We start from the raw sequence: 5,280 nt of genomic DNA, 5'->3' as shown, positions 1-5,280 counted from the left end.
CCAGCCACAGGCGGTTCAGGCCGAGCACGTGGTCGATACGCGCGCCGCCCGCATGGGTGAAGATGGCGCGCAGCATTTCGATATAGGCGCCGAAGCCGCGTGCTTTCATCGCATGCGGCGAAAAGGCGCCCAGCCCCCAGCTCTGGCCGCGCGTGTTGAGTACATCCGGCGGCGCGCCGACCGACAGGCCGTTGATAATCTCGGCCTGCCGGCTCCATGCCTGGCTGCCGCCGTTGTCGGCACCTACGGCAAGATCGGTGATCAGGCCGATCGGCATACCGGCGTCGCGGGCTGCTTTCTGGGCACTGTCCAGTCCGCATGCGGCCTGCCATTGCAGGAACAGGTGGAAGTCGACTTCGGCCTCGTGCTGGCTCGCGAAGGCCTCGACCGCTGCGCCGTACGGATCGCGCAGGCCTTCCGGCCATTCCATCCAGTAGCCGCTCTCGCCATTGGCGAGTTGCCACGCGTGAAGTGCCTCGAAGCGGGCATGGTCGCGCAGCGCATCCCCACCCTTGCGGCAGAATTCGTCGAAGCCGCTGTTGCGGCCGGATGCAGCCATGCGGGCATACAGGCGGCGCAGCAGCGCCAGGCGCAGTTGCGCCGCCTGGGGCCAGTCGATCAGTTCCAGCTTTTCCAGTGTGGCGTAGCGGGTTGCCTCATCGGCACCCAGCCCGGCCAGCTCTGCCGCCATCGCGTCGCGCCCCAGGACCGCCGCCGGATCGATATGCAGCGCGTTCAGGAAAAGCCGGCTGGACGGCCCGTACGGACTGAACCGGTGCACGTCGGCGCTGAACATTGCATGGACAGGGCTGATCGCCAACGCTGACGCGCCGTGGCCAGCGGCTGAGCGTGCAAATTCCGCCAAGCCGGTGAAATCGCCGATACCGCCGTCGCCCGTCCGGCGCAGCGAATAAAGCTGCACACCCAGTCCCCACAGCCGCGGCTGCCCGCCGTTATGGTTTAACGCATCGGCAATGCCGAAGCATCGCGGCGGCGCGATTGCCAGCGTCGTTGCAGTATCGCCAATGGTCAGCCGGTGGTAACCACAGCGGTCGACCGCCGGCAACTCGACGCCGAGAGAGGTGTCGCCCGGGAGCCGTCCATCCACGTGCCCGCCTTCCTCGAATTCGATCCGCCATGTCTGCCCTGCCAGGCGCGGCGCGGCCGGCAAGTGCAGCGGGTGCCCGACCACGAAGGTGAGCAGCGGAGGAAAACCGTTGCCGCCATCGAGCGCTGCAAGACGGGCATGGCTGTCCCGGCAATCGTCCTCGCTGTTGCAGGGAAACCCGAGCCGTTCGAGGATGCGTCGCAAGGCTTCCGGCGACACACGCATCGGCTGGCCGAAGGCATTGGTCCATTCCTGCGCCAGGCCTGCGGCGCGCGCGAGTTTCAGGATCTGTTCGTCATTCATGCGGAGGGCTCCAGGATGGCGAGGACGGCATGGGCAGGAAGTACGTTGCCTTCGGCGCCTTCCGTCGCGAACAACAAGGTGCCACTGCCTGGCGTGAACGGTACAGGCGCGGCGCCGAGATTGATTGAAACCACCAGAACCTGCCCATCCCCCATCCGCCAGCGCGCAGCAACCGCTGCCGGACCGAGGATGTCCGCGCCCAGCGAGCGTGCGCCTTCTAGGCGGGGAACGATGTGCGTGCGGCGTATGGCCAGCAGTGACGCGATCCATTCCCGCGTCGCCTGCCCGGTATCGGGATCCGGATGCGGTATCGATTGCTGGAAGGTTTCCTCGTCATTCGGGTCGGGAATACGCTCGCGCAACGCGGGGTCGGAAAATGCGGCGAAGCGTGCAAACTCCTGGCGACGGCCGTTGCGCACCGCTTCCGCCAGGTCCGCCGTCAGGTGGCTGGTGAAGTACAGGAATGGCTGCGTCGCGCCGCTCTCCTCGCCCATAAACAGCATCGGGATCTGCGGCGACATCAGCTGCAGTGCCATCGCTGCCCGCAACGCTTGCGGCTGCGCCAGCACGGTCAGCCGTTCGCCAAAGGCGCGGTTGCCGATCTGGTCATGGTTTTGCAGGAAGAACACAAAGGCGGTCGGCGGCAAATGCGCGCTCGGTTCCCCGCGCGATGGCCCGCCGGGAAGGAGTGCTGCTTCCCCCTGGTAAATGAAGCCTTCCGCCAGGCCGCGCGCAAGCTTTTCCGCCGGCTGGCCGACGTAGCCGCCGTAATAGCCTTCGCGCTCGCCGGTCAGCAGGACATGCAGGATGTGGTGCATGTCGTCATTCCATTGCGCGTCGAACAGGCGTGACGGAGCGCGTTCAAGCAGGCGCGCGCTGTTATCGTCGTTTTCGAGGACCAGGTGCACATGCCTTCCGGCCGCCATCGCCGCACGCACGCGCTGCGCCATTTCCACCAGCCAGTCCTTGTCGCTGATCGCATGCACTGCGTCGAAGCGCAGTCCATCGAAGCGGAATTCGTCCAGCCAGTAGATCGCGTTTTCGGTAAAGAAGTCGCGCACCGGCTGCTTGCGGAAGTCGATCGCCTGGCCCCAGGGCGTATGGATGTCGTCGCGGAAAAATTGCGGCGCATAGGTGCCAAGGTAATTGCCGTCCGGCCCGAAGTGGTTGTAAACAACGTCGAGGAAGACCATCATCCCCAGCCCATGCGCGGTATCGACGAGGGCCTTCAGCTGCTCCGGACTGCCGTAGGCGGCATCGGGCGCATAGTGCAGCACGCCGTCGTAGCCCCAGTTGCGCGGACCGGGAAAGTCGGCGACCGGCATCAGTTCGATCGCGGTGATGCCCAGTTCGGCAAGCAGCGGCAACTGTTTCGCTACGCCCTCGAATCCACCCATCGTGCCGGCATGCAGTTCGAGCAGGACGGTTTCATGCCAGGGACGGCCGTTCCAGTCCGCGTGCTTCCACTGATAGGCATCCGGATCGCACACGATGCTGGCGTCATGCACATCGCCCGCCTGCGCGCGGGAAGCGGGATCGGGCACGGCAAGCCCGGACGATACGCGGTATTTGTAGCGGGCGCCTGTGCCGCACTGCGCTTCGGCCACGAACCAGCCGTCGCCGGCTTGCTGCATGGAAACGGCCGCCATGCCCTCGATTTCCACGCTCACCTGTTCGCAGCCCGGCGCCCAAAGGCGAAAGCGGGTGCGGTCTGGCGCAACGAGGCGCGCGCCGAAAGAAGCTTCAAATGATGACATTGTCGGTTACCAGCAAGACCGCGCTATGGGCGGCAACATTGAGCCTGCCCTCGGCCGGCGTGCGGTCGCAATCCGTTGCGGGATTGGCGGCGTCAAGCGCTACCTGCCAGGGAAGGTGCGGTTTGGGTAGGATGAACTCGCGGTCTTTCGACGACGCGTTGAGGAGCAGCAGCGATGCCGACAGCTTGCCCGCACGCAGCTCCTGTCCGATACGGCGCAGCGCCAGCAGCCGTCCTTCGATGAAATTCCATCGTTCCTGCGTCATTTCCGTCCCGGTTTCGTCGAACCAGCTGATTTCGGGAATGCGGTGCAGCGTGCGCAGGTTGGCTGCCAGGAAACGGGTGCTGCGCAACCGTGGAACAGTGCGGCGCGCAGCGATGCAGCGGCGCGTGAAATCCAGCAAGATCCTGCCCTCCTCAGTCTCGATCAGACTCCAGTCGAACCAGGAAATTTCCGAATCCTGGCAATATGGGTTGTTGTTGCCGCCCTGCGTGCGCCCCATCTCGTCGCCGCCGAGCATCATGGGCGTGCCATGGGACAGGAGCAGCGTCATCAGCATGGCCCGCTTGACGCGCTCGCGCGTGGACCGGATTTCCGGATCAGGGGCCGGCCCTTCGACACCCCAATTCGAACTACGGTTCTCATCCGTTCCGTCGCGGTTGTCCTCGAGATTGGCCTCGTTGTGCTTGCGGTCGTAGCTGACGAGGTCCTGCAATGTGAAGCCGTCGTGCGCAGTCACGAAATTGACCGACGACCAGGAGCGACGCCGCCGATGGTTGAACAGGTCCGCCGATCCCATGAGGCGGCTGGCGACCGAACCACGCATGCCGGAATCGCCGCGCCAGAAGCGGCGCACGTCATCGCGGAAGCGGTCGTTCCACTCGGCGATGCCCGGCGGATGGTTGCCGACCTGGTAGCCGCCCGGCCCGACGTCCCATGGCTCGGAAATCAGCTTCACGCGGGCCAGCACGGGATCCTGCAGCAGCGCGTCGAAGAAGCCGGCGCTCGGGTCGAAGCCGTAGGATTCCCGTCCGAGCGTCACGCCGAGGTCGAAGCGAAAGCCATCGACATGGAATTCCTGCACCCAGTAACGCAGCGAATCCATCACCATCTGCAGCACGCGCGGATGGGTCATGTTCACGGTATTGCCGCAGCCGGTGTCGTTGATGTGGTGGCGCGGGTAGTCGCGGTTGAGGCGGTAATAGCTGGCGTTGTCCAGCCCGCGGAAGCACAGCGTCGGGCCAAGCTCGCTTTCCTCGCAGGTATGGTTGTAGACCACGTCGAGGATGACTTCGATGCCTGCCGCGTGTAGCTGGCGTACAGCGCGCCGCATCTCGTCCGCCGAACCGCTGGCCAGGTAGCGCGGCTCGGGCGTGAAGAAGGACAGCGTGTTGTATCCCCAGTAATTGACGAGGCCATGGTTGACCAGGCGGCGGTCGTGCAGGATCGCATGCACCGGCAGCAGTTCGACGGCGGTCACGCCAAGGCGCGACAGGTAATCGATCACCCAAGGGTTCGCCAGCCCGGCAAAGGTGCCGCGCTCGTTTTCCGGCACCTTGTCCAGGCGCATGGTCAGGCCGCGCACATGGGTCTCGTAGATCACCGTCTTTTCCCACGGCACGCGCGGATGTGCGTCACCGTGCCAGTTGAACGTGGATTCGGTCACCACGCATTTCGGCATCGCCGGAGCGCTGTCGCGGTGGTCGAATGACAGGTCCATGCGCGGCGAATTGATGCGATAGCCGTACAGGCTGTCGGTCCAGCGCACGTTGCCGTGGAGCCGCCGCGCGTACGGGTCGAGCAGCAGCTTGTTGGGATTGAAGCGATGCCCGGATTCCGGCTGGTATGGGCCGTAAGCGCGGAAGCCGTAGAGGGTGCCAGGATGGGCGCCGGGGACGTAGCCGTGCCAGATTTCGTTGGTGCAGTGCGGCAGCGGGACGCGTGCGACTTCGTGCCGGCCGGTCGGGTCGAAGAAGCAGATTTCCATCTTTGCGGCGTTGGCGGAGAAGACGGCGAAGTTGGTGCCGTCGCCGTCGTAGGTGGCGCCAAGGGGGTATGGGCTGCCCGACTGGACGGGGGCGAGCGGGAGGGTCAGCGGGGCCATGTGGGGTT

Annotated in this window: 3 protein-coding genes; all 3 read right to left on the bottom strand. The window is 65.2% G+C overall.

What is annotated here, in order from left to right; translation table 11 throughout:
* Positions 1-1,411: 4-alpha-glucanotransferase (locus AYR66_RS20765; RefSeq protein ID WP_088709967.1), on the bottom strand; the 1,411-nt coding region annotated here is incomplete at its 3' end.
* Positions 1,408-3,168 (bottom strand): malto-oligosyltrehalose trehalohydrolase, encoded by a 1,761-nt coding sequence (gene treZ, locus AYR66_RS20760; protein ID WP_088709087.1) that lies wholly within the window; start codon positions 3,166-3,168, stop codon positions 1,408-1,410. The genes treZ and AYR66_RS20765, both read right to left, overlap by 4 nt.
* Positions 3,155-5,272: a glycogen debranching protein GlgX gene (glgX, locus tag AYR66_RS20755; protein WP_088709086.1), complete on the bottom strand. Its 2,118-nt coding sequence runs from the start codon at positions 5,270-5,272 to the stop codon at positions 3,155-3,157. Before glgX ends, treZ begins: the two co-directional genes overlap by 14 nt.
* Positions 5,273-5,280: the final 8 nt, after the last annotated feature.

This window comes from Noviherbaspirillum denitrificans, assembly GCF_002211445.1.
GTDB lineage: Bacteria > Pseudomonadota > Gammaproteobacteria > Burkholderiales > Burkholderiaceae_D > Noviherbaspirillum > Noviherbaspirillum denitrificans.
This window is presented reverse-complemented; position numbering and strand designations above follow the sequence as displayed.